The organism is Streptomyces carminius (assembly GCF_002794255.1).
Classification (GTDB): Bacteria; Actinomycetota; Actinomycetes; order Streptomycetales; family Streptomycetaceae; genus Streptomyces; species Streptomyces carminius.
The window spans coordinates 173,973-196,657 of the sequence record NZ_PGGW01000011.1; the positions used below are offsets into that span (position 1 = coordinate 173,973).

At 73.7% G+C, this 22,685-nt stretch carries 25 protein-coding genes and 2 pseudogenes; 14 read left to right on the forward strand and 13 right to left on the reverse strand.

All coding sequences use genetic code 11. The features are described 5' to 3' along the window. The first annotated feature begins 38 nt into the window (after positions 1-38). Together CUT44_RS03725 and CUT44_RS03730 are read left to right on the forward strand one after the other, a co-directional pair. Positions 39-1,124: an S-(hydroxymethyl)mycothiol dehydrogenase gene (locus CUT44_RS03725; protein WP_100200663.1), complete on the forward strand. Its 1,086-nt coding sequence runs from the start codon at positions 39-41 to the stop codon at positions 1,122-1,124. After that, positions 1,121-1,750 (forward strand): MBL fold metallo-hydrolase, encoded by a 630-nt coding sequence (locus CUT44_RS03730; protein WP_100200664.1) that lies wholly within the window; start codon positions 1,121-1,123, stop codon positions 1,748-1,750. The genes CUT44_RS03725 and CUT44_RS03730 overlap by 4 nt, the downstream gene beginning before the upstream one ends. A gap of 198 nt (positions 1,751-1,948) precedes the next feature. Here CUT44_RS03730 and CUT44_RS03735 read toward each other — a convergent pair whose 3' ends face one another. After that, the gene (locus tag CUT44_RS03735) at positions 1,949-2,596 is read right to left on the reverse strand and encodes a TetR/AcrR family transcriptional regulator (protein WP_100200665.1); all 648 of its coding nucleotides are present in this window, start codon (positions 2,594-2,596) and stop codon (positions 1,949-1,951) included. Between the two features lie 113 nt (positions 2,597-2,709). On the opposite strand from CUT44_RS03735, the gene CUT44_RS03740 reads away from it, so the two are divergent. After that, complete coding sequence (locus CUT44_RS03740) at positions 2,710-3,267, forward strand: NAD(P)H-dependent oxidoreductase (protein ID WP_100200666.1); 558 nt, start codon at positions 2,710-2,712, stop codon at positions 3,265-3,267. A gap of 72 nt (positions 3,268-3,339) precedes the next feature. Here the strand turns inward: CUT44_RS03740 and CUT44_RS03745 are convergent, their stop codons facing one another. From CUT44_RS03745 to CUT44_RS03755, 3 genes are all read right to left on the reverse strand, one after another. Continuing rightward, positions 3,340-3,633: a hypothetical protein gene (locus tag CUT44_RS03745; protein WP_100200667.1), complete on the reverse strand. Its 294-nt coding sequence runs from the start codon at positions 3,631-3,633 to the stop codon at positions 3,340-3,342. 109 nt (positions 3,634-3,742) lie between these two features. Beyond that, a complete protein-coding gene (locus CUT44_RS03750) occupies positions 3,743-4,159 on the reverse strand; it encodes an ATP-binding protein (protein WP_100200668.1) in 417 nt (138 codons plus the stop codon). A 163-nt stretch (positions 4,160-4,322) separates the two neighbouring features. Next, a complete protein-coding gene (locus CUT44_RS03755; RefSeq protein WP_100200669.1) occupies positions 4,323-4,634 on the reverse strand; it encodes an STAS domain-containing protein in 312 nt (103 codons plus the stop codon). A gap of 398 nt (positions 4,635-5,032) precedes the next feature. Here CUT44_RS03755 and CUT44_RS03760 point away from each other — a divergent pair, with 398 nt between their 5' ends. Then, positions 5,033-5,566, forward strand: a complete 534-nt coding sequence (locus tag CUT44_RS03760) for a sugar O-acetyltransferase (RefSeq protein WP_100200829.1) — start codon at positions 5,033-5,035, stop codon at positions 5,564-5,566. A gap of 32 nt (positions 5,567-5,598) precedes the next feature. On the opposite strand, the gene CUT44_RS03765 is transcribed toward CUT44_RS03760, so the two are convergent. Further along, a complete protein-coding gene (locus tag CUT44_RS03765) occupies positions 5,599-6,072 on the reverse strand; it encodes an SLATT domain-containing protein (protein WP_233221202.1) in 474 nt (157 codons plus the stop codon). A gap of 41 nt (positions 6,073-6,113) precedes the next feature. After that, positions 6,114-6,509 carry an STAS domain-containing protein gene (locus CUT44_RS03770; RefSeq protein ID WP_100200670.1) on the reverse strand — a complete coding sequence of 132 codons (396 nt, stop codon included), beginning with the start codon at positions 6,507-6,509 and terminating at the stop codon, positions 6,114-6,116. Between the two features lie 333 nt (positions 6,510-6,842). Here CUT44_RS03770 and CUT44_RS03775 point away from each other — a divergent pair, with 333 nt between their 5' ends. From CUT44_RS03775 to CUT44_RS03795, 5 genes are all read left to right on the forward strand, one after another. Next, complete coding sequence (locus tag CUT44_RS03775; protein WP_100200671.1) at positions 6,843-7,997, forward strand: GH12 family glycosyl hydrolase domain-containing protein; 1,155 nt, start codon at positions 6,843-6,845, stop codon at positions 7,995-7,997. A 166-nt stretch (positions 7,998-8,163) separates the two neighbouring features. Then, entirely contained in the window at positions 8,164-9,252 is a 1,089-nt protein-coding gene (locus tag CUT44_RS03780) for a Ppx/GppA phosphatase family protein (protein WP_100200672.1), read from the forward strand. 233 nt (positions 9,253-9,485) lie between these two features. After that, positions 9,486-11,171 carry a ribonuclease J gene (locus CUT44_RS03785; RefSeq protein ID WP_100200673.1) on the forward strand — a complete coding sequence of 562 codons (1,686 nt, stop codon included), beginning with the start codon at positions 9,486-9,488 and terminating at the stop codon, positions 11,169-11,171. Between the two features lie 51 nt (positions 11,172-11,222). Next, complete coding sequence (locus CUT44_RS03790) at positions 11,223-12,002, forward strand: spermidine synthase family protein (RefSeq protein ID WP_100200674.1); 780 nt, start codon at positions 11,223-11,225, stop codon at positions 12,000-12,002. A 617-nt stretch (positions 12,003-12,619) separates the two neighbouring features. Beyond that, the gene (locus CUT44_RS03795; RefSeq protein WP_100200675.1) at positions 12,620-14,233 is read left to right on the forward strand and encodes a peptide chain release factor 3; all 1,614 of its coding nucleotides are present in this window, start codon (positions 12,620-12,622) and stop codon (positions 14,231-14,233) included. Positions 14,234-14,314: 81 nt separating this feature from the next. On the opposite strand, the pseudogene CUT44_RS33770 reads toward CUT44_RS03795, so the two are convergent. From CUT44_RS33770 to rpmG, 3 genes and pseudogenes are all read right to left on the reverse strand, one after another. After that, a pseudogene (locus CUT44_RS33770) lies at positions 14,315-14,815 on the reverse strand (cobalamin biosynthesis protein CobW); the annotation flags it as partial. After that, entirely contained in the window at positions 14,812-15,066 is a 255-nt protein-coding gene (locus CUT44_RS03805; RefSeq protein ID WP_100200676.1) for a type B 50S ribosomal protein L31, read from the reverse strand. The pseudogene CUT44_RS33770 and the gene CUT44_RS03805, both read right to left, overlap by 4 nt. A 44-nt stretch (positions 15,067-15,110) precedes the next feature. Next, positions 15,111-15,275: a 50S ribosomal protein L33 gene (gene rpmG / locus CUT44_RS03810; protein ID WP_100200677.1), complete on the reverse strand. Its 165-nt coding sequence runs from the start codon at positions 15,273-15,275 to the stop codon at positions 15,111-15,113. Positions 15,276-15,344: 69 nt separating this feature from the next. On the opposite strand from rpmG, the gene rpmB reads away from it, so the two are divergent. Continuing rightward, the gene (gene rpmB, locus CUT44_RS03815) at positions 15,345-15,581 is read left to right on the forward strand and encodes a 50S ribosomal protein L28 (RefSeq protein WP_100200678.1); all 237 of its coding nucleotides are present in this window, start codon (positions 15,345-15,347) and stop codon (positions 15,579-15,581) included. Then, the gene (gene rpsN / locus CUT44_RS03820) at positions 15,581-15,886 is read left to right on the forward strand and encodes a 30S ribosomal protein S14 (RefSeq protein ID WP_100200679.1); all 306 of its coding nucleotides are present in this window, start codon (positions 15,581-15,583) and stop codon (positions 15,884-15,886) included. The genes rpmB and rpsN overlap by 1 nt, the downstream gene beginning before the upstream one ends. A 577-nt stretch (positions 15,887-16,463) precedes the next feature. Here the strand turns inward: rpsN and CUT44_RS34675 are convergent. Together CUT44_RS34675 and CUT44_RS03830 are read right to left on the reverse strand one after the other, a co-directional pair. Further along, positions 16,464-16,643 (reverse strand): hypothetical protein, encoded by a 180-nt coding sequence (locus tag CUT44_RS34675; RefSeq protein WP_332888248.1) that lies wholly within the window; start codon positions 16,641-16,643, stop codon positions 16,464-16,466. 87 nt (positions 16,644-16,730) lie between these two features. Further along, positions 16,731-17,632 (reverse strand): annotated as a pseudogene (locus CUT44_RS03830) (alpha/beta hydrolase). Between the two features lie 106 nt (positions 17,633-17,738). Between CUT44_RS03830 and CUT44_RS03835 the strand changes: the two are divergent. Continuing rightward, a complete protein-coding gene (locus CUT44_RS03835; protein ID WP_100200680.1) occupies positions 17,739-18,773 on the forward strand; it encodes a PucR family transcriptional regulator in 1,035 nt (344 codons plus the stop codon). An 87-nt stretch (positions 18,774-18,860) separates the two neighbouring features. Here CUT44_RS03835 and CUT44_RS03840 read toward each other — a convergent pair whose 3' ends face one another. Further along, complete coding sequence (locus tag CUT44_RS03840; protein ID WP_100200681.1) at positions 18,861-19,292, reverse strand: (2Fe-2S) ferredoxin domain-containing protein; 432 nt, start codon at positions 19,290-19,292, stop codon at positions 18,861-18,863. Continuing rightward, positions 19,289-21,280, reverse strand: a complete 1,992-nt coding sequence (locus CUT44_RS03845; protein ID WP_100200682.1) for a heavy metal translocating P-type ATPase — start codon at positions 21,278-21,280, stop codon at positions 19,289-19,291. The genes CUT44_RS03840 and CUT44_RS03845 overlap by 4 nt, the downstream gene beginning before the upstream one ends. A 100-nt stretch (positions 21,281-21,380) precedes the next feature. On the opposite strand from CUT44_RS03845, the gene CUT44_RS03850 reads away from it, so the two are divergent. Both CUT44_RS03850 and CUT44_RS03855 read left to right on the forward strand, forming a co-directional pair. After that, on the forward strand, positions 21,381-21,770 hold the full coding sequence (locus CUT44_RS03850; RefSeq protein WP_100200683.1) for an ArsR/SmtB family transcription factor: 390 nt from the start codon (positions 21,381-21,383) through the stop codon (positions 21,768-21,770). A 149-nt stretch (positions 21,771-21,919) separates the two neighbouring features. Further along, entirely contained in the window at positions 21,920-22,339 is a 420-nt protein-coding gene (locus CUT44_RS03855) for a CBS domain-containing protein (protein ID WP_100200684.1), read from the forward strand. Positions 22,340-22,685: the final 346 nt, after the last annotated feature.

Sequence of the window (22,685 nt, forward strand, 5' to 3'; positions counted from 1 at the left end):
GGCGGCGGGCCGAAGACCACAGGAGAGGCAGCACAGACGTGTCACAGAAGGTGCGGGCGGTCATCGCCCGGGGCAAGAACCAGCCGGTCACCGTCGAGACGATCTCCGTGCCGGACCCCGGCCCGGGGGAGGCGGTGGTGAAGGTGCAGGCGTGCGGGGTGTGCCACACCGACCTGCACTACCGCGAGGGCGGGATCTCGGACGACTTCCCGTTCCTGCTGGGGCACGAGGCGGCGGGAGTGGTGGAGGCGGTCGGCGAGGGCGTGGACGAGGTGGCGCCCGGCGACTTCGTGATCCTCAACTGGCGCGCGGTGTGCGGGCAGTGCCGCGCCTGCCGCCGGGGGAGGCCGTGGTACTGCTTCGACACCCACAACGCCGCGCGGAAGATGACCCTTGAGGACGGCACGGAACTGACCGCCGCGCTGGGCATCGGGGCGTTCGCGGAGAAGACCCTGGTCCACGCCGGGCAGTGCACCAAGGTCGACCCGTCCGTCTCCCCGGCGGTGGCCGGGCTGCTGGGCTGCGGGGTGATGGCCGGACTGGGCGCCGCCCTCAACACCGGAGGTGTGGCCCGGGGCGACTCGGTGGCCGTGATCGGCTGCGGCGGGGTCGGCGGAGCCGCGGTGATGGGCGCCGACCTGGCCGGTGCGGCACGGATCGTCGCGGTCGACATCGACGAGCGCAAACTGGAGACGGCGCGGAAGCTGGGCGCCACCCACACCGTCGACTCCCGCGCCACCGACCCGGTCGAGGCGATCCGCGAGCTGACCGGCGGCTTCGGCGCCGACGTCGTCATCGACGCGGTGGGCCGCCCGGAGACCTACCGGCAGGCCTTCTACGCCCGCGACCTGGCCGGGACCGTGGTCCTGGTGGGGGTGCCCACCCCCGAGATGAAGCTGGAGCTGCCGCTGCTGGACGTCTTCGGCCGGGGCGGCGCGCTGAAGTCCTCCTGGTACGGCGACTGCCTGCCCTCCCGGGACTTCCCCATGCTGGTCGACCTCCATCTCCAGGGCCGTCTGGACCTGGACGCGTTCGTCACCGAGACCATCGGGCTCGACCAGGTGGAGGAGGCCTTCGGCAAGATGCACCACGGCGACGTCCTGCGCTCGGTGGTGGTCCTGTGACCGCCCGCGTGGACCACCTGGTCACCTCCGGCACCTTCTCGCTGGACGGCGGCACCTGGGAGGTGGACAACAACGTCTGGATCGTCGGCGACGAGAGCGAGGCGGTCGTCATCGACGCCGCCCACGACGCCGACGCCATCGCCGCGGCGCTCGCCGGCCGCGCCCTGCGCGCGATCGTGTGCACTCACGCCCACGACGACCACATCGACGCCGCCCCCGCCCTGGCCGAGGCCACCGGCGCACCCGTCCTGCTCCACCCGGACGATCTGCCGCTGTGGCGGCTGACCCACCCGGACCGCGCCCCCGACGGGGAACTGTCCGACGGGCAGACGATCACCGTGGCCGGGGTCGAACTGACCGTGCTGCACACCCCCGGACACGCCCCCGGCGCCGTCTGCCTCCACGCCCCCGCCCTGGGCACGGTCTTCACCGGCGACACCCTCTTCTCCGGCGGCCCGGGCGCCACCGGGCGGTCCTTCTCCCACTTCCCGACGATCGTCGAGTCCATCCGCACCCGGCTGCTGACCCTCCCGCCGGAGACGGTGGTGCGCACCGGCCACGGCGACTCCACCACCGTCGGCGAGGAGGCCCCCCACCTTCAGGAGTGGATCGACCGAGGCCACTGAGCCGGTCCGCCGGACGGACCGTCCGGCGGACCCTTGGGCAGGGGCTCCGGAGCGGGTACGCGCCCGGGCGGCACCGGCGGGAGGAGCCCGTACCCGGCCGCGGACACGACCTGCGGTCCGGGCCGTTCCTCATTTCCGTGAACCCCCGTGAACCCCCGTGAACCCCCGTGGCCGGCGGGCAGCGGCCGGTGGCAGCGGTCAGCGGCGGACGATACGGGCCACCAGGTCCAGCCAGCCGTCCTCCAGGCGCCCCAGCGCCATGCCGCGCTGCCGGGTGAGGTGACTGATGAGCGTCACGTCCAGATAGGCCGCGAGGGTATGGGCGAGCAGTTCGGTGTCGCCGCCCGCCCCGGCCTCCCGCAGCAGCATGGCGAGGTGGGTGTGGCGTACGTGGCGGGGCGGGAGGTCGTGGCGTCTGGACGCCTCCTGCTCGACGGCCAGCAGTAGATCCCGATGGGTCGCCAGGTGGCGGAGCGTGGTGATCCCGAACGCCTCCAGGCGCCGTACGGGGGGCGCACCGGGCCCCAGCGGCGGGGGGCCGAAGAGGAATGCCTCCTGGTAGCGGCGCTCGGAGTGGTCGATGAGGGCCATGAGCAGGCCGGCGCGGTCGCCGAAGCGCCGGAAGACGGTGCCCTTGCCGACCGACGCGGCGGCGGCGACGGCCTCCATCGTCAGATGCTCGGGACCGCACTCGGCCACCAGCCGGGCGGCGGCCTCCAGCAGGCGCGTCCGGTTGCGGGCCGCGTCCGCCCGCTCGGGCGGCCGCGGGCCGACCAGCGGCAGCAGCGGTCGTTCCGGACGGACGCCGTCCGTGTCGTCGGTGGGTGTGGCTGGGGTCACGGACATCAGCCTACCGGGACGGGAAGAAAGCGGACCACGGTCCGGTTATCGTGGGACAGTAAGCGGACCGCGGTCCGCTTACTGTCCCGATCCGAGTTGACCCGACCTGTGGAGAGACCATGACCGTTCGCATCCTCGGCCTCGTCGGCAGCCTTCGCGCCGGTTCGCACAACCGCCAGCTCGCCGAGGCGGCGGTGAAGCTCGCCCCCGAGGGCGTCGACCTCGTCCTCTACGAGGGCCTGGCGGACGTCCCCTTCTACAACGAGGACATCGACGCCGAGGGCTCGGTGCCCGCGGCTGCCGCCCGGCTGCGCGAGGCGGCCGGGGAGGCCGACGCGTTCCTGCTGTTCTCGCCCGAGTACAACGGCACCATTCCGGCCGTACTGAAGAACGCGATCGACTGGCTCTCCCGCCCCTTCGGCGCCGGCGCGCTCTCCGGCAGGCCGGTGGCCGTCATCGGCACCGCCTTCGGCCGGTACGGCGGCGAGTGGGCGCAGAACGAGGCCCGCAAGGCCGTGGGGATCGCGGGCGGCACCGTCCTGGAGGACGTCAGGCTGTCCGTTCCCGACTCGGTCAACCGCTTCGCCGAACTCCACCCGGCCGACGACGCCGAGGTCGCCGGGCAGCTTGCCGGAGTCCTCACCGGCCTCTCGGCCGCGGTGCCCGCCAGGGTCTGAACCGGTACGGCGCCGTGCGAGGAGACCCCCCGGACCGGCCCGGGGGGTCTCCTCGCACGGCGCCGGAGAGCGCTACGGCCGTTCCGCCACGACCTCGAGGTTGACGAAGCGGGGGTCTTCCTCGCACAGGCCGCGGATCCGCTCGGAGATGCTGCGGGTCTCGGGCAGTTCGCTGTTCCTCATGGCCTCCTCGTAGGAGGGGAACTCGACGATGTCCACGTAGTGCGTGGGGCGGTCGCGGTCCTTCCCGTGCATCTCGCGGGAGAGGGTCCGCTTGCCCTCGGTGGCCCGCAGCCATTCGTCCCACAGGCCTGTCATCTCTTCGTCCCGGGTGGTCTCGTACTCGATCAGCTGCACGAACGTCATGGGAACGGCCCTCCTGTCGGTCTGCTTCCGCCGGGTGTTTCATGCCTGATGTCCAGGATGGTCCCAAATGGGAAATATGTGAAAGGGAGGCGGAAAGCAGATGGAACGCCTACCACGGCAGGAAGACGTGGATCTCCTTGCCGTCCGGCCGGGGGAGTACCTCGACCCGGTGGGCGAGGCGCCGGACGATGGACCAGCCGAAACCGCCCGTGCCGCCGTTCAGGTCGGAGGGGCGGGGCCGGGGCGGGTCGGGACTGCCGTCGCGGACGGTGATCTGGACGCCGTCGGGGGCGGGCGCCAGGCACAGGGTGAGCGGACCGGGGGCGTGCCGTACCGCATTGGTGACCAGTTCGGAGACCACCAGCAGCACATCGTCGCGGGAGCGCTCCCGGCCGGGGGGTGTGTCCTCCGAGAGAGTGGTGAGGAACGCGTCGGCGGCGTCCCGGGCCTGGGCGATGGTGCCGCTGTGGCCGTCGAAGTCGGCGCGCAGATGGGGCGCGCCCAGGCCTTCCGTCAGCACTTCCATCGCCGGTCCCCCAAACACAGCGGTATATGTGTCTCGTCTGCCCGCTGGCGCGCACAACATACGCCGCTTTCCAGCACCGCGCGCCGGTGTCCGCCCCGCTGTGGCGACCGGCCGCAGCAGGCACAGTAACCGGGCGGGGTGCGCGGGCGCGCGGGTGGTCCGGTCAGCGGATGATGCTGAAGTGCCCGGTCAGCCCCACCAGGTCCAGCAGCCGGGCGGGCTGGTCGCGTACCCCGGTCAGGATCAGCCGGGCGCCACGGGCCCGGCAGCGGCGCTCCAGGAAGAGCAGTGCGTGCAGTCCGGCGGAGTCCATGAAGGGGACCTGGGACAGGTCCACGGCCAGACTCCGGCACGGCTGCTCCAGCTTCTCCAGGGCTCCCGTCAGGGTGGGAGCGTTGTCCTGGTCGACATCGCCGTGCGGGCGCAGGACGACGGTTCCTTGGTTGTGGCTGACGGCGACAGACAGGGTGCGCATGGCCGTTCGACCCCCTTCCGGGGTTGATCAGCCCGTGTCGACCGGTGCGTCCGTGTGCCGCCGGGCTCCGGTCGTGGTGGGCGAGCGAGCAGCCCCGGCCAGATGGCGGGACGGCTTCCTCCCACCGTCACACACCCCGCTGCGTCGCGCCACCATCCCTGCCCCAAATTACGGACGGCGTGTACGCCCGGTGGGGGAGGTACGGCCGTCCCGGCCCGCCCGCCGGACGCGGCACCGACCCGGTGCCCGGTACCCGGTACCCGCCGGCCGGGCGGGCACACTGGGCGGTGCGGCACCGCCCGGCACGGCGGTCCGCCGCACCGGGGCGCCGCACCGAACGGAGGAAGCCGCCAGTGACCAGTGAGCAGGCCGGCCGGCAGGCAGGTCAGAAGGAACGCATGCTCGCCGGAGAGCTCTATCTCGCCGACGACCCCGAGCTGGCCGCCGACCTGCAGCGCGCGGCCGAACTGAGCGAGCGGTTCAACACCTGGCCGGCCGCCGACCCCGCCGGGCGCCGGGCTGCGCTCGCCGAGCTGCTGGGCGGGCTGGGGGAGGGCGCCGAGGTGCGGCCGCCGCTGCACGTCGACTACGGCTACCAGATCACTCTGGGACCCGGCACGTTCGTCAACTTCGGCGCGGTCATGCTCGACGTCGCCGCCATCACCGTCGGCGCCGACGTCCAGATCGGCCCGAACGTCCAGCTCCTGACCCCGACCCACCCGGTCGATCCCGAGCCGCGCCGCGCCAAGTGGGAGGCGGCCAGGCCCATCACCATCGGGGACAACGTGTGGCTCGGGGGCGGTGTCGTCGTCTGCCCCGGCGTGACGATCGGGGAGAACACCGTCGTCGGCGCGGGCGCCGTCGTCACCGGGGACCTGCCCGCGAACGTCGTCGCGGTCGGCAACCCGGCCCGGGTCGTCCGCGAGATCTGACCTCCGGCCGCGGCCGCCCGGCCCACCCGGTCCTACGGCAGTGGCGGCCCGCCGGCCGGCGGGCCGGGCTGCCCGCCGCGACGGCTCGCGGCCCAGCTCCGCAGCTCGCTCGCGGCCACCGCCTCCACCTCCTCCAGCAGCCGGCGGCGGGCCTCCTCGTCCCGGCCGGCCCCGGGGACGAGCCGGTAGCGCCGGATCGCCGCCCGCAGTCTCGACCAGGCCTCCGCGGCCAGCACATAGCGCTCCGCGTGGTTGAAGACCTGTCGGAAGCCGCCGATGAAGACCGCCGCCCCGGCCAGACAGGCGGTGACGGCGGCGGGGGCGCGCAGACCCGCGGCCACCACGGTGGCGGCCCCGGCGAGCAGGGCCGTCAGCTCGACGGCCCAGTGCCAGCGGCGGGAGCGGTCGCGTATGCGCGCGTACCAGGCCAGTTCCGCCAGGGCGTGTTCCAGCAGCGGGTCGTTGTCCGCTCCGGGCTCCGGCGGTGTCGCTCCATGTGTCAGCACGGGGCCATGCTGCCCGATGCCGGACGGCGCCGGGCGACCGGTCAGATGTCGCTCCCACCGCCGCTCCCACCGCCACCGCCACCGCCACCGCGGAGGCGGGCGAGTGCCTCCTCGGTGCCGGCGTCGACGACCAGGATCTGGTCGAGCCCGGTCATGCGCAGCAGCCGGGCCAGCCGGTCGGACACGGCGGCCAGGGTCAGGGACCCGCCGGCCGCCCGTGCCCGGTGCCAGAGGCCGACCAGGGTGCTCAGTCCGGAGGAGTCGCAGAAGGAGACCCCCGACATGTCCAGGACCAGATGGTGATGCCCCTCCGCGATCAGTTCGCCGACACCGGTCCGCAGGACGGGGGAGGAGTGGTAGTCGATCTCACCGGTGACGGCCACCACGGTGCCGGTGTCGCCGACGTGCTCAACGGCCAACTGCGGTTCGTCGCTCACTGGTGGTGCTCCTGGGGTGGACGGATCCGGGCCGGCGCCCGTCCCCGGATCCGCCGGAGGACGCGGCCTGCCGCGGCCGGCGGGTCTCCGCCGCCTCGCGCGCGCCGGCGCCCGGATGAGTGCCGACACCCCGCAGCGTAGACGGCTGCCCGGACAATCCGGGCGGAAACGCTGTCCGGGCGGTCGGCGCCGGGGCGCCCCCGGGCGGGGAGTGACGGGACGGTTCGCGCCTGCGGCCTGTCTTGTCATGGACGCGTGATGCTCATAGAGTCCGCCGCGCAGTCCATGGGAGCGCTCCCAGAAGCCTCTGCCCCGCTCCTCCGAAAGGAAGCCATGAAGCTCTCCGCATCCTCCCCCTCCCGTCCTCCCTCCCGGACACACGCCGCACTCCTGGCCCTGCTGCTGGTCGCCGGGGTCTTATCGGCACTCGCGGGCACCGCCTCGTCCGCCCGGGCCGACGAGCAGATCTGCGACAGGTACGGGACCACCACCGTCCAGGGCCGGTACGTGGTGCAGAACAACCGCTGGGGCACCTCCGCCACCCAGTGCATCAACGTGACCGACAGCGGATTCCGGATCACCCAGGCCGACGGCTCCGTCCCGACCAACGGGGCCCCGAAGTCGTACCCGTCGATCTACGTCGGCTGTCACTACACCAACTGCTCCCCGGGCACCAACCTGCCGGCGCGGGTCGACTCGATCGGCAGCGCGCCCACCGGCATCTCCTACAACTACGTCAGCAACGCGGTCTACAACGCCTCGTACGACATCTGGCTGGACCCGGAGCCGAGGACGAACGGGGTCAACCGGACCGAGATCATGATCTGGCTGAACCGGGTGGGCCCGATCCAGCCCATCGGCTCGCAGAGCGGCACCGCGAACGTCGGCGGCCGCACCTGGGAGGTGTGGACCGGCAGCAACGGGGCCAACAACGTCATCTCCTTCGTCGCCCCCTCGGCGATCGCGAGCCTGAACTTCGACGTGATGGACTTCGTCGACGAGACGGTCAACCGCGGCATGGCCCAGCGCTCCTGGTACCTGACCAGCATCCAGGCCGGCTTCGAGCCCTGGGAGGGCGGCGCCGGGCTGGGCGTGAACTCCTTCTCCGCCGCCGTCAACACCGGCGGCGGGAGCGGCGGCGGCAACCCGCAGCCGGGCGGGCAGCCCGGGGACTGCGAGGTGACCTACGGCACCAACTCCTGGCCGGGCGGCTTCACCGCCGAGGCCACCGTGCGGAACACCGGCTCCGCCCCGGTCGAGGGCTGGGAACTGAGCTTCGCCCTGCCCGACGGCCAGTCCGTCACCAACTCCTGGAACGCCTCGGTCACCACCAGCGGAAGCACGGTGACGGCCCGGGGCACCGGCCCCGACGCGGCCATCGCGCCGGGTGCCACGCGGTCGTTCGGCTTCCAGGGCACCTACTCGGGCGGCACGTTCGGCGAACCCGCCCGGTTCACCCTGAACGAAACGGTCTGCACCCTGAAGTGACCACCCGGCCCGGAGCGCGGCCCGGAGCGACTCCGGGCCGGGACATCACCGGGCGGCCCCGCCGTGCGGGGCCGCCCGCCGCCGGTCCGGGACGGACGCGTACGGGACACGGACGCGGCGGAGAACGCGTCGGCATGCCGGGCGGCGGTGCGGGCATCAGGGCTCTATGCGTCTGGCGGTAGTGGATGTGGGGTCCAACACGGTGCGGCTCGCGGTGGCCGACGGCGACGGCGACGTGCCGCTGCCGGTGCACACCGCCAAGCACCGGCTGCGGCTCGCCGAGCACGTCGGGCCCGACCGGCGGCTCGGCGAGCGGGCGGTGAAGGAGCTGGTGACGGCGGTCGCGTCGGTGAAGGAGGAGGCCGGCCGCTGGGGGGTGCGCGACCCCTTCGCCTTCGGCACCGCGGTCATCCGCGACGCGCCCAACCGCCACCAGGTCCTGGAGACCGTCCACCGCGAGACGGGGCTGCCCCTGTACGTCATGTCGGGGGTGACGGAGGGGGAGCTGACCTTCCTGGCGGCCCGGCAGTGGATGGGCTGGCGGGCCGGCCCGATGGTGCTGCTGGACATCGGCGGGGGATCGCTGGAGGTGGCCTTCGGCCGCAGCCGGACCCCGGACTACGTGGCCTCGCTGCCGCTGGGCGCGGGCCGTATGACACGGGAGTACCTCACCGAGTCCGACCCCCCGCCGGCCCGGGCGGTCCGGGAGCTGCGCCGCCGGGTGCGCCACGAGCTGCGGGACGTGGCGGTCCGGATGCGCTGGGAGAGCCCCCGTACGGCCGTCGCGACCTCCCGCACGTTCCAGCAGCTGGCCCGGCTGTGCGGGGCCGCCCCGGGGAAGGAGGGCCCCTTCGTCACTCGCCGTCTCACCCGCGCGGACCTCGGGGCGGCCGTGGAGCGGCTCGCGTCCCTCCCCGCGGCGGCCCGCGCCGACCTGCCCGGCATCTCCCCGGCCCGCGCCCGGCAGTCCCTGGCCGGGGCCGTGATCGCGCACACCGCCATGCGCTGTCTGGAGATCGAGTCCGTCACCCTCTCCCCCTGGGCGCTGCGCGAGGGCGTGATGCTCAGGCAGCTGCGCGAACAGGTGCCGCTGTGGCGCGGTACGGCGGGCGCGGTGACCGGACCGTACCGGGCGGCGGCCGCCGGTGCCGGGCCGTGCCCCCCGTCCCGCGTCCGGGAGGAGGTCCGCGGGGCGGAGGCGGACGGCACCGGCCGGCCCTCCGCCGCGGTGCCGGAAGTCCGCCGCACCCCCTGAGCCCCGCCGGACCCCGCGGTCACCGGCGCCGACGGCTCCGTCCACGACCGTGCACACGGCTCCGCGGTGCCGGCCGTGCGCGGCGCGGCGCGGCACGGGTGCGGACCGGGCGGACCACCGTCCGCCCCTGGTACGGCCCCCGGTCCCGCTCCGGGCCTTTCCGCGGTACGGCACGGAACGGCCGGGGCAGGGCTCGATGGATCGATCCCGCTGCCCTCCGATAGCGTCGGGGTATGAGCCATCCGCACCCTGAGCTGAAGTCTCCACCCACCCTGCCCAAGGGGGGCCTGCGCGTCACCCCGCTGGGCGGCCTGGGGGAGATCGGCCGCAACATGACCGTCTTCGAGTACGGCGGCAAGCTTCTGATCGTCGACTGCGGCGTGCTGTTCCCCGAGGAGACCCAGCCCGGCGTGGACGTGATCCTGCCGGACTTCACCTCCATCCGGGACCGTCTGGACGACGTGGTGGCCGTGGTGCTGACCCACGGCCACGAGGACCACATCGGGGGTGTGCCGTACCTGCTGCGCGAGCGGGCGGACATCCCCGTCGTCGGGTCCAGGCTGACGCTGGCGTTCCTGGAGGCCAAGCTCAAGGAACACGGCATCAAGCCGCGCACCGTGCGAGTGCGCGAGGGCGACCGGCGCGGGCTGGGCCCCTTCGACTGCGAGTTCGTCGCGGTCAACCACTCCATCCCGGACGGGCTCGCCGTCGCGATCCGCACCGGCGCCGGGCTCGTGCTGCACACCGGCGACTTCAAGATGGACCAGTTCCCGCTGGACGGCCGCATCACCGACCTGCGGGCCTTCGCCCGTCTCGGTGAGGAGGGCGTCGACCTGTTCCTCACCGACTCCACCAACGCGGAGGTGCCCGGCTTCACCACCGCCGAGAAGGACCTGAACCCGGCGATCGAGCAGGTCATGCGCACCGCGCCCCGGCGGGTCATCGTCTCCAGCTTCGCCAGCCACGTGCACCGTATCCAGCAGGTGCTGGACGCCGCCCACCAGCACGGCCGCAAGGTCGCCTTCGTGGGCCGCTCGATGGTCCGGAACATGGGCATCGCCCGCGAGCTGGGCTATCTGAAGGTGCCGTCCGGACTGGTGGTCGGCATGAAGGAGATGGAGAAACTGCCCGACCACCAGGTCGCACTGGTGTGCACCGGGTCGCAGGGCGAGCCGATGGCGGCACTGTCCCGGATGGCCAACCGAGACCACATGATCCGCATCGGCAAGGGCGACACGGTCCTGATGGCCAGCTCCCTCATCCCCGGCAACGAGAGCGCCATCTACCGGGTGATCAACGGGCTGACCAGGTGGGGCGCGAACGTCGTCCACAAGGGCAACGCCAAGGTGCACGTCTCCGGCCACGCCAGCGCAGGCGAGCTCGTCTACTGCTACAACATCGTCAGGCCCCGCAACGTCATGCCGGTGCACGGCGAGTGGAAGCACCTCAAGGCCAACGCCGATCTCGCCGTCCGCACCGGGGTCGACCCCGACCGGGTGGTCATCGCCGAGGACGGCGTCGTGGTCGACCTCGTCGACGGGCGCGCCGCCATCGCCGGCAAGGTGCCCGCGGGCAACGTCTACGTCGACGGCATGGAGGTCGGCGGTGCCACCGAGGCCTCCCTGAAGGACCGGCGCACCCTCGCCGCCGAGGGCGTGGTGACGGTCGTGGCCATCGTCGACGCCGACACCGGGGCGCTGGCCGAGCCCCCGGACTTCCTGGCCCGCGGTTTCGTCCACGACGAGGCGACCTTCGAGCCGGTCGTCCCGGTGATCGAGAAGACCCTGGCCGCCGCGGCCGAGGAGGGTGTCGGGGACGCGCACCAGCTCGAACAGCTCATCACCCGTGCCGTGGCCTCCTGGGCCTTCCGGACCTACCGCCGCAAGCCGCTGATCATTCCCGTCATCATCGATGCCTGACCGGTTCCGGCGAGTGGAGCGCCGTACCGCCGGCGGTGGAAGGGCGACCGCATGAGCCCGCGTTTCGAGGAGATCGACTGGCGCCCGACGCCGATGGGCGACATCAGCCTGCGCCGCCGCCGGGACCCGGCGACCGGCGAGGACGTGTACGAGGTGAAACTCGGTGACGAGTTCCTCATGTCCAGCCTCTTCACGGCCGGTGAGATCGCACTCGCCCGGCTCGGCCTGGCGGCCCTCCCGGACTCCGGTGCCGGGGTCGGAGTCGACACCGATCCCGGTGCCGGCACCGGCACCGGCACCGGACTGGACGTCGCGGTGGGCGGCCTCGGCCTCGGCTACACCGCGCGGGCGGCGCTGGACGATCCGCGGGTGCGCTCGCTGATCGTCATCGACGCCCTTCCCGACGTCATCCGGTGGCACCAGGAGAAACTGGTGCCCCTGGGGGCCGGCCTGACGGCGGACCGGCGCTGCCGGCTGGTCCAGGGTGACTTCTTCGCGCTGGCCGGTGATCCCCGCGGGCTGGACCCCGCCCGGCCGGACCGCCGTTTCCACGCGATCCTGCTGGACATCGACCACTCGCCGCGCCATGTGCTGCACCCGCGGCACGCGGCGCTCTACCGGAGCGGGGGAATGCGGGCCCTGGCCGGGCAACTCCATCCCGGTGGTGTCTTCGCCCTGTGGTCCAACGATCCGCCGGACGAGGAGTTCACCGCCGTCCTGGCGGAGGTCTTCGACGCGGCGGAGGCCCATGTCGTCGCCTTCGACAACCCCCTCCAGGACGGGACGGCGGCCAACACCGTCTATGTCGCCAGGAAGGGGCCCGGCACGTGAGGGGGCGGCCGTACGGCCGGTGAGGGCCGCCGCCGGTGGCGGGCCGTCCGACCGGCGAGCGGCCGCACCCTGACGCGACGGGAGTCCCCGGTGGTGTGGCTCCGGCGGGTCGGGGAGTGAGGCCCCGGACTCAGCCAGGGGCTTTCCCCGCCGAGCCGGGCGAGTTTCGGCGCGGACCGTTACGTAACGGTAGGGTGTCTCCGGGGGAGGGCGGTCGCGGCCCGGTGGCTCGCCGTCCGTGAACCCCGGAGTCCCCGCGCTTCCGGGACGCGTACCGCCGGTACGGCACGGCCTCCCGGTGGCCGAGGCGAGGAGGCGGGCCGCGGGGCCGCGGATGAGAGGCTGACGCGTATCGGCCGGGTTCCCGGGGGTACACGCGGAGCCGGTCCCGCGCGCGATCCGCCCCCGGGGGGAGATCCGGTGCCGGTACGCCGGACACGTCCCCCGGGCTCCCGGCCGGAGGACGTCCGGGCGCTGCCGGGGAAGCGGGAGAGTCGGGAGCGGTCGCCGGGCGGCGAGGAGCCACTGCCGGGGGCCGACGAGCGAGCACACGAGGAACTGGTGAGACGGTTGCGCAGGTACTGGGTCGAGGCGGACGCGCGGTGCGAGGGTCCGCGGTGAGCGGGGCCGGCGGGCAGGCGGCCGGTGGTGCGGCCGGTGAGGCGGTGCGGCGGCGGACGTTCGCGGTGATCAGTCATCCGGATGCGGGGAAGTCGACGCTGACCGAGGCGCTGGCGCTGCACGCGCGGGCGATCACTTCGGCGGGTGCGGTGCACGGCAAGGCCGGGCGGCGCGGGGTCTCCTCGGACTGGATGGAGATGGAGAAGGCCCGGGGGATCTCGGTGACCTCGGCGGTGCTGCAGTTCGCCTACCGCGATCATGTGCTGAACCTGCTGGACACGCCGGGGCACGCGGACTTCTCCGAGGACACCTACCGGGTGCTGGCGGCGGTGGACTGCGCGGTGATGCTCATCGACGCGGCCAAGGGGCTGGAGGAGCAGACCCGCAAGCTGTTCGACGTGTGCCGGCACCGCGGCGTCCCGGTGATCACGTTCGTCAACAAGTGGGACCGGCCCGGCCGCGAGGCGCTGGAACTGCTGGACGAGATCGAGTCCGAGTTCGCTCTCAAGCCCACGCCGGTGACGTGGCCGGTGGGGGAGGCCGGTCATCTGCGGGGGCTGGTCGATGTGCGCGAGCCGGAGCGGATGCTGCGTTACAGCCGCGCCCCGGGCGGGGCGCGGGCGGCGGCCGAGGAGGCGGTCGCGGCCGGGCGGGCGGCGGCGGAGGAGAGCGCCGACTGGGAGCGGGCGGTGGAGGAGCTGGAGCTGCTGCGGGCCGACGGCGCCGAGCACGACCGGTCCGCGTTCCTGGCGGGGAAGTCCACGCCGGTGTTCTTCGGCGCGGCGGTGTCCAACATCGGGGTACGGCTGCTGCTGGACGCGCTGGTGGACCTGGCCCCGGCGCCCGGTGCGCGGGAGCTGGCCGGCGGCGGGCACCGCCCCGTGGGCGCACCCTTCTCCGGGCTGGTGTTCAAGGTGCAGGCCAACATGGACCGCTCCCACCGGGACCGGATCGCGTTCGTGCGGGTGTGCTCGGGGGTCTTCGAGCGCGGCATGACGGTGATCCATGCCGCGTCGGGGCGGCCGTTCGCCACCAAGTACGCGCACAGCGTCTTCGGCCAGGACCGCTCCTCGGTGGACCTGGCCTATCCCGGCGATGTGGTCGGGCTGGTCAACGCCGCCGCCCTGCGGGTGGGCGACACCCTCTACAGCGGAAAGCCGGCCGTCTTCCCGCCGATGCCGACCTTCGCGCCCGAGCACTTCGCGGTGGCCCGGCCGGCCGACATCGGCCGTTCCAAGCAGTTCCGGCGCGGGATCGCGCAGCTGGACGAGGAGGGTGTGGTGCAGGTGCTGGTCTCCGACCGGCGCGGGGAGCAGGCGCCGGTGCTGGCGGCGGTCGGGCCGATGCAGTTCGAGGTGGTCACCCACCGGATGGAGCACGAGTTCTCCTCCCCGGTGCGGCTGGAGCCGCTGCCCTACCACCTGGCCCGGGCCACCGACGCGTCCGGCGCCGACAAGCTGGACCGCACCCGGCTGGTGAAGGGGGAGCCCTTCACCCGGCTGCGGGACAGGGCGCACCTGGCGCTCTTCCCCAGCCGGTGGCAGGCCGACTCCTTCGCCCGGGAGTTCCCCGGCACCCGTCTGGAGACCCTCATCGCCGCCCACGAATGACCGGCGGAGCCCGAGGCGGGCCGGGCACCGGCTGCCCGGCACCCGTACGGCCGGGCCGGACGCCAGGCCGGTCCGGCTCAGGCGTGCCCAGGTGTCGGCGACGGTACGCCGGTCGGTGGCGGCAGCGGTGAGGCCGGCGTCGGCCAGGTCGTCCCCGTCGGCCGGGCAGGGCAGGACGAGCGCGGGGTCGGCGGCGGTGACGACACCGGTGAGTTCCAGGGTGTCGCCGCCGTGTGCGGCGATCACCTCGGCCGTGCCCTTCGGCTCGACGGAGTCCCACAGTTCGACCACCGCCACCCGGGCCGTACCGCCGTCGGCCGACCGCTCCGGTTCGGGGACGAGGTCCTCGCGCAGCGCGCAGCACGCGCAGGCGTGGACCAGCGGCACCGAGGCGGAGCCCAGTTCGCCGGAGGCGTCGCGCACGGTGCGCCGTACCGTGCCGTCGGCGGCGCCGGACAGTTCGTGGTGGAGCGGGGGACTGCCCGGCAGGGCGCGCAGCGGCCCCTCCACGGTCTCGCGACGGGCGTCGGCGTGCGGCCCGGCGACGATCACCACGGGGAGCGCGCGGTCCGCCGTCGTCAGCGCGCCCCGCGTGTTCCGTAGCGGCGTTCGAATCGCTCGACGCGTCCGGCGGTGTCCAGGACCCGCTGGGTGCCGGTGTAGAACGGGTGGCTGGCCGAGGAGACCTCGACGTCGACCACGGGGTAGGTGTTGCCGTCCTCCCACTCGATCGTCTTGTCGCTGCCCATGGTGGAGCGGGTGAGGAAGGCGAAGCCGGCGCTCTTGTCGCGGAAGACGACGGGGCGGTACGGGGGGTGGATTCCGGGTTTCACGGTGGTGTTCCTCCGGTCGTGCGGTTCGGGGTGGGGGCCGGGGGTCAGCGTTCCTCGCGGAAGTCGGCATGTCGCCGTGCGACGGGGTCGTACTTGCGCAGCGCCATGCGGTCGGGGTCGTTGCGTCGGTTCTTGCGGGTGACGTAGGTGTAGCCGGTCCCCGCGGTGGAGCGGAGCTTGATGACCGGGCGCAGTTCGTCGCGTGCCATGCCCGCTAGTATATGACAATGGTTTCCATTACCGAAAAGGGAGCCGTCCCCCGCGAGAGAGGACCCGCCTTGTCCGCCCACTGCCAGCTGACCGGCGCCGTGCCGGGCTTCGGCAAGAAGATCTCCCATTCCCACCGGCGCACCTCCCGCCGCTTCGACCCCAACATCCAGCGCAAGCGGTACTGGCTGCCGAGCGAGGGCCGCCATGTCCGGCTCACGCTGAGCACGAAGGGCATCAAGACCGTCGACGTCATCGGGATCGAGGCCGCCGTGGCCCGTATCCGGGCGCGGGGAGGGAAGGTCTGATGGCGAAGAAGAGCAAGATCGTCAAGAACGACAGGCGCCGGGCGACCGTCGAGCGGTACGCGGTCCGGCGCGCGGAGCTGAAGGAGATCATCCGCCGCCCGTCCGCCACCGAGGACGAACGCGCCGCCGCCCTGGCCGAGTTGCGGCGCCAGCCGCGCGACGCGAGCGCGACCCGGGTGCGCAACCGCGACGCCGTGGACGGCCGGCCGCGCGGCCATCTGCGCAAGTTCGGGCTGTCCCGGGTGCGGATGCGCGAGCAGGCGCACGCCGGCTTCCTGCCCGGGGTGACCAAGTCCTCCTGGTGACATGTCCCCGGGCGGCGGATTGTCGCGCCGCCGCCCGGTCCGGAGCCCGTCGCACCGCCGTCAGCGGCCGCGGAAGGCTGTGTCCGCGGGGGTCGCCGACGTCGTGGGCGGTCCCGCGGATGGAACGGGGCGCGTTGAGCGTCGTTGTGAGTGAGGACCGGGGGTGAGCTCCTGGTGCGGTGGCCGGGAAGGCCTGCGGGGAGGCTCACGGCGTCCGGTGCCGCTTCCCCCGCCGGAGTCGGGGGAAGCGGCACGAGGCGGAGGACCACCCCCGTACCGGGCGTGCCCGGGCGACTCCGGGAACGCGGCGAGGTGCCGTGCCGGGCATCGCGGGCCGGTGAGCCTTCCCGGGCCGCCGCGCCTGGGTTCCGGTCCGCTTCTCCTCGCGGGTGCCGCGCGGAAGGGTGGCGGCCATCGTGTCGCTGGGAGCGTCCAGTGCGAGGCGGTGCCGTCGCCCGCGCGGCACGACGGTTGCGGTTCCAGCGTCCAACTTGATCTCCTCCTCCTCGCCTCCCGGCTGTTCCGGACGGAGGGTGAGGCGTGTTCCGCCGGTGAGGCAGGAGACGAACTCGCCCGCTTAGGTGTGGACTTCCCAGCGGTCGCCGTGGATGTCGGCGTCGGTCTCCGCACGGGCGACCATCAGCAGCCGGCCGTCCCGCTCGAGTTCGGTGTCCGCTGTGGACCGCTCGGTGCGCACCTGGCCGCCTGGGTGAAGGTGGACCAGGGAGCCGAAGAGTTCGATCCGGGTGGCAGCCATGTCAGGACATCCTTCCTGCAAGGGCCTTTCATCGGGTGGGGTGGTGGGCGTGGGTGCCCCGTGCTTGCCGGGGCGACCGCGACGACGTCACTCGGCCAGGGCACGGCGCAGGGCTGCGGCGAGTTCGGCGATCTGCCGCTGCGACACCTCGGCGGACAGGACCGCCTGTGACCCGTGGAACGTGCCGGGCCACTGGTGCAGCTCGACCGACACGCCGGCCTGCAGCAGGCGCAGGGCGTAGTCGATGCCCTCCTCACGCAGCGGGTCGAACTCCGCGGTGGCGATGTAGGCCGGTGGCAGGCCGGACAGGTCGGTGGCCCGGGCCGGGGCGGCGTACGGTGTGGCGGGCCGGGAACCCAGGTAGTGCCGCCACACGGCGGTGATTGTGTCGCGATCATGCCAGGGTGTGCCGGTGAAGTTCCGCTGCGACCACGTCTCCTGGCGGTCGTCGAGCAAGGGCTGGTTGAGCAGCTGGAAGCGGATCGAGGGCCCCTGCCGGTCGCGGGCCCGCAGCGCCACCGCGGCCGCGAGACCCGCGCCTGCGCTGTGCCCCCCCCGACAGCGATCCGTTCGGGGTCGATGCCGAGTTCGGCCGCGTGCTCGGCCGCCCAGGCCAGTGCGGCGTACGCGTCGTCCAGGGCTGCCGGGAACCGGTTCTCGGGGGACCGCCGGTAGTCCACCGAGACCACCAACGCGTCGGCCCCGTCGGCGAGCCGGGCGGCCCAGGGGTGGTCGGTGTCCAGGTCGCCGAAGACGAATCCGCCGCCGCGCAGCCAGATGAGGGCGCCCTGTGCGTCGTGCGGGCGGTAGACCCGTACCGGCACGTCCGGATCGGCGCGCACCGTACGGTCCTCGATCTCCAAGTTCACGGTGTCCGGTGCCGGCCTCGCGGCTGCCGCGCGCTCGGCGAAGTCCCTGCGCGCGGTGACCGGGTCGTTCAGATCGGCTTTCGGGAAGAACGGGACGAACGCTTCGAGTTCGGGATCCATGACGCCCATCCTCGCGGCCGCCCCCCGCGAGGTCGCCCGCCGTCCGTCGCGCGTTCGGCCCCGGCCGCGCACCGATCGGCGCACTTTCTCCTCCTGTCCTTCCTCCATGGAGGCTCTGGCCGTACGGCTGTCGAAACTGGATCCGTACTCAGAAGGAGCCATCCGCGTCGTCGCGTTCTACGACACGCTGATGCGCCGACGGGTGGATCTCCCAGCCCTCGCCCGGGCCTCGGCGGGCCTGGCCGAGTGCGTGGCCGGGATCCGGCTCCACGGCACGGGGCGGGCGGTCCGCGTCTCGCCCGACGGCGGAGAAGCGCCCGTCCCGCCGTCGCCTGCGTCCACCACGGCGCCGATCACCCTCGACGAGGAGGAGATCGGCACGGTGTGGCTGGAACGCCCCGGTACTCCCGGCCCGCTCGACGAGGTGCTGCTGGACCGGCTCGCCCTCGCCGCTGCGGCGACCGTCGAGCGGTACGGTCCGGCCCGCACCACCATGGCCGACCCCGCCCTCCTCGAACTGGCGATCAGCCCCAACGGCGACGAGGCGGCCAGAGCCCGCGCACTACGGCTCCTGGGCTTCGCCGCCGACCGGCCGGTCCACGCCGTCGCCGTGCGGTCACGGCTTCCGCTCGACCAGGTCGGCGCCCTGATCTGTCCGGCCCGCCCGGTCAAGGCGGCACTGCTCGCCGACGTGGGTGTCATCCTGGCCACCACCGTGGGCCGGGCCCGGTTCCCGGCAGGCGTACGCGCCGGCATCGGCACCGCAGGCAGCCCCGACCGGTCCTGGCAGCAGGCCCGCACCGCCCTCCGCTTCACCACCTCACGCCGACCGGTTGTCCACCACGAGGACCTGGGGGCGTTGGCGCTCCTCGCACAGGTGCCCCGGGAGATCGCGCGAGAGAACGGCGACGTGGCCGCGATCGCACGCCTCGCCGGTAATCCGGACGATCTGGAGACGCTGGACGCCTACTGCGCCACCGGCTCGCTACGCCGGGCCGCCGATCTTCTCCACCTCCACCACAGCAGCGTCGCCCGCCGACTCGAACAGATCGCAAGCACCCTCGGTATCGAACTCACCGAACCCGCCGGCCTGATACGGGCCGCCCTCGCCCTCACCACATGGCGGCTGCTCAACGGCTGAGGAGGTCCCGCCGCGCCGCCGGGGCGTCCCGACAAGAAGGGACGCCCCGGCGGCGCGGCGGTGACACGGGTCGGCTGTCGAGCCGCCTCAGTCCGTCAGCCGTCCCCGTATCCGGCGGGAGGGTGTGAAGGCGTGGAGGTCGAGGATGCCGGGTGGATCGGCGAGGCCGGGGCCGCCCCGCTCGACCCAGGCCGTGATGTCGGCGATGTCGTCGGCGGGGCCGGGGTCGTTGACCAGGCCGAGCCAGACCGGTCGTCCGCCTGCCGCGCGTCCGGCGGGGGAGGGCTGGACGACGATGACGTTGGCCTGCTCGCAGGCGTCCAGGCAGTCGGTGACCCGTACCGTCGCGGTGCCCTCCAGGGCCCGGCGCAGATCGCGTAGCTGGGCGGCGTGGTCGAGTCCGGGGACCTTGGCGCTGCCGCAGCAGCAACCGCGGCAGACGGTGACGGTGCACCGTTCCGTCCCCGGTCCCGATCCCGCGGGCGAAGTGGTGGCGGTACGGCGGTTGCGCCTGCTCATCGAGGTCCTTCCGCGGAGGCGTTCTTCCAGGCGGCCTCGCGCAACAGGCGCAGACCGTTGAGGCCGACCACGACGGTGGACCCCTCGTGCCCGGCGACCCCGAGGGGCAGGGGAAGGGTACCGATCAGGTCCCAGGCCACCAGGACGGCGATGAACGTGCCGGCGATGACGAGGTTCTGGACCACCAGCCGGCGGGCGGCCCGGGACAGCTCCACCACGGCGGGCACGGCGGCGAGTTCGTCGCGGACCACGATGGCGTCGGCGGTCTCCAGGGCGAGGTCGGAACCGGCCCCGCCCATCGCGACCCCGCAGTGCGCGGCGGCCAGCGCGGGGGCGTCGTTGACGCCGTCCCCGACGAGCAGCACCTTCCTGCCCTGCCGCTCCCACGCCTGGACGGCTGAGGCCTTGTCCTGCGGGAGGACCCCGGCGCGGACGTCGGTGATGCCGACCTGCGCGGCCAGCCGCCTCGCGGCGCGCTCGTTGTCACCGGTCAGCAGTGCCGGCGGCCGGCCGGTCGACTCGGCCAGCGCCGCGACGGCGGCCGCGGCGTCCGGTCGCGGCCGGTCGGCGATCCCCAGCACACCGACCGGGGCCCCGTCGCGGAGCACCACGATCGCGGTCCGCCCGGCCTCCTCCAACTCCCGCACGGTGGCGTGGACCGGGCCGGTGCCGGGCGGCAGGAGCCGGGCGGGGGAGCCGACCCGGACGGTACGGCCGCCGACGACGGCGCTCACCCCCCGGCCGGGGGCGGCGGTGAAGCCGGTCGCCTCGGCGAGGGGGAGACCGCGTTCGCGGGCCGCGCCGGTGACGGCGCGGGCCAGCGGATGCTCGCCGGGGCGCTCGGCCGCGGCCGCCAGGGCCAGCAGCCCGTCCTCCGTCAGACCGCTGCCGGGCAGCGGACGCAGCTCGGTGACACGCGGGGTGCCCTCGGTGAGGGTGCCGGTCTTGTCGAACGCGACCGTGTCGATCTGCCCGAGGCGCTCCATGACGACCGCGGACTTGACCAGCACGCCGTGGCGGCCCGCGTTCGCGATGGCCGACAGCAGTGGCGGCATCGTGGACAGCACCACCGCGCACGGGGAGGCCACGATCATGAAGGTCATCGCGCGCAGCAGTGCCGACCGCAGTTCGTCGCCGAACAGGAGCGGGACACCGAAGACCGCCAGCGTCGCGATCACCATGCCGATGGAGTACCGCTGTTCCACCTTCTCGATGAAGAGCTGGGTGGGGGCCTTGGTCTCGGAGGCCGCCTCGACCATCCGCACGATCCGGGCGATCACCGTCTGCGACGGATCCCGTTCCACCCGCACCGTGAGCGCTCCCGTGCCGTTCATCGTGCCGGCGAACACCTCGTCCCCGGCCCGCCTGCCCACCGGCAGCGGCTCGCCGGTGATGGTGGCCTGGTCCACCTCGCTCTCCCCGGCCACGACCCGGCCGTCCGCCCCGATCCGCTCGCCGGGCCGGACCAGGACGGTGTCCCCGACCGTCAGTTCCCCGGCCGGGACCTCCTCCTCCGCCCCGCCGGGCAGCAGCCGGGTGGCGGTGGCCGGGGCGAGATCGAGCAGGCCGCGTACGGAGTCCGCGGTGCGGGCGGTCGCCACCGCCTCCAGGGCGCCGGAGGTGGCGAAGATGACGATCAGCAGTGCCCCGTCGAGGACCTGGCCGAGGGCGGCGGCGCCGAGCGCGGCGGCCACCATGAGCAGGTCCACGTCGAGGGTCCTGTCCCTGAGCGCTCTCAGCCCCTCCCGGCCCGGTTCCCAGCCGCCGGTGACGTAGACGGCGGCGAACAGCGGCCCCCACAGCCAGGCGGGCGCTCCCAGCAGGTACGGAGGGAGGGCGGCCAGGAACAGTGCCAGGGCCGCGAGTGCCCAGCGGGCCTCGGGCAGGGCCAGGATCCGGGTACGCCGGTGCGGCGCGGCACCGGCGGCGCGCTCTCCCGGTGGCGCCGAAGTGGCCGGTGCGGTCGGCGTGGTCGGTGCGGTGGTCATCGGCGGAGGGCCTTCCGGTGGAACGAACGGGATTCCGGGCCCTCACCATACAGGAACAGTTGAACAGCCTTTCATGTATTGGGTTCCGTAGGATGGCTCCATGGGCCATGGCGCGAGACCTCCCGAGAACAGCGCGGTTCCGCGTGCCCGGCTGACCGCGCGGAACGCGCCGAAGGTCGCCGAGACCCTCCAGGCCCTGGCCACCCCCTCCCGGCTGCTGATCCTGGCCCGGCTGCGCGAGGGACCCTGCCCCGCCACCGAGCTGGCCGCCGCCGTCGGCATGGAGCAGTCCGCCTGCTCCCACCAGCTGCGCGTCCTGCGCACCCTCGGCCTGGTCACCGGCACCCGCCAGGGGCGCTCCGTCGTCTACGCCCTGCACGACGACCATGTCGCCGAACTCCTCGACCAGGCCCTCTACCACGTGGAACACCTGCGGCTCGGTCTCGCCGATCCTCCCGCCGGGGCGGACGCGCCGACCGCCGCCTCCTGAACGGCCGCGCCGCTGTCCGAGCCGGGTGCGGCCACTCGAACGGACCGGGAAAGGAGTGGCCCGGACATGTCCGGGACGTTCGCCGGGTACCCCTGGCCCGCCGGCGGTGCGAGCCGCCGGGCCGTTCCGCGAGTCGCCCGGAGGAAACGATGGCCCAGCAGATCAACGAGATCATGACGGCCGACCCCACCACCGTCACACCGCAGACCCCGATCGTGGAGGTCGCCCGGCTGATGCGGGAGGAGGACATCGGCGAGGTGCTGATCGCCGAGGACGACCACCTGCGCGGCCTGGTCACCGACCGTGACCTGGTCGTGCGGGCCGTGGCGGACGCCCGCGACGTCGAGGCCACCGCGGCGCAGGACGTGGGCAGCACCGATCTGGTCACCTGCTCCCCCCACGACGACGTCTCCGAGGCGGTCCGGCTGATGCGGGAGCACGCGCTGCGCCGACTGCCGGTGCTGGACGGCGACGTCCTGGTGGGAGTGGTCAGCCTCGGCGACCTCGCAGTGGAGCGGGACCGCGGCTCCGCACTGGGCGACATCAGCGTCGCCGAGCCGAACCGCTGACCACGGCCACCGGTTGCCGGCCGGTGGCCGTGCGCCGAACACGCCGCGGAAACCCGGTGTCCCGGCCGGCCCGCTGCCGGGGCCGCCTCGCCCGGTCCCGGGTTCGGCCGGGGCGGCGCCGGGGACGGGCCGGGCAGGTACCGGCCGACGCCGGTGGAGCCCCGGCGGGCGCTTCACCGGTTCGCCGGGGTGGCCGAGGAGGAGGTGGTCGGCACCGGTGTGCCCCGGGCCGCGGTTCACGGCCACGGGGACGGATGCGCCACCGGGCGGAGCCACCGGCACGGGGAGCCGGGGAGCCGGGGAGCCGGGGACGACGGGTCTGGTCCCGGCCGCGGGCGGTAGCCCT